At 47.1% G+C, this 259-nt stretch carries 2 tRNA genes; both read right to left on the bottom strand.

What is annotated here, in order from left to right:
• Positions 1-33: 33 nt before the first annotated feature.
• Positions 34-109: transfer RNA gene (locus IHV12_RS22530), tRNA-Ala, on the bottom strand.
• Positions 110-136: 27 nt separating this feature from the next.
• A tRNA-Ile gene (locus tag IHV12_RS22525) sits at positions 137-213 on the bottom strand.
• Positions 214-259: the final 46 nt, after the last annotated feature.

The following is a 259-nucleotide window of genomic DNA, read 5'->3' as shown; positions in this document are numbered from 1 at the left end:
CAATTTAAAAATGCATCATCGTAAGATGTGCAATGGTGGAGCTTAGCGGGATCGAACCGCTGACCTCCTGCGTGCAAGGCAGGCGCTCTCCCAGCTGAGCTAAAGCCCCATAATGGGAATAAAGTTTTTTTAAAAATGGTGGGCCTAAATGGACTCGAACCATCGACCTCACGCTTATCAGGCGTGCGCTCTAACCAGCTGAGCTATAGGCCCCTAAAGGAAGTTAAGTTCCTTCAAAACTGAACAAAAGAAGAATAGG

It is taken from the genome of Fictibacillus sp. 7GRE50, assembly GCF_015903875.1.
GTDB lineage: Bacteria > Bacillota > Bacilli > Bacillales > Fictibacillaceae > Fictibacillus > Fictibacillus phosphorivorans.
Note: the sequence above shows the minus strand (reverse complement) of the source record. Positions and strands in the feature narration are given on the sequence as shown.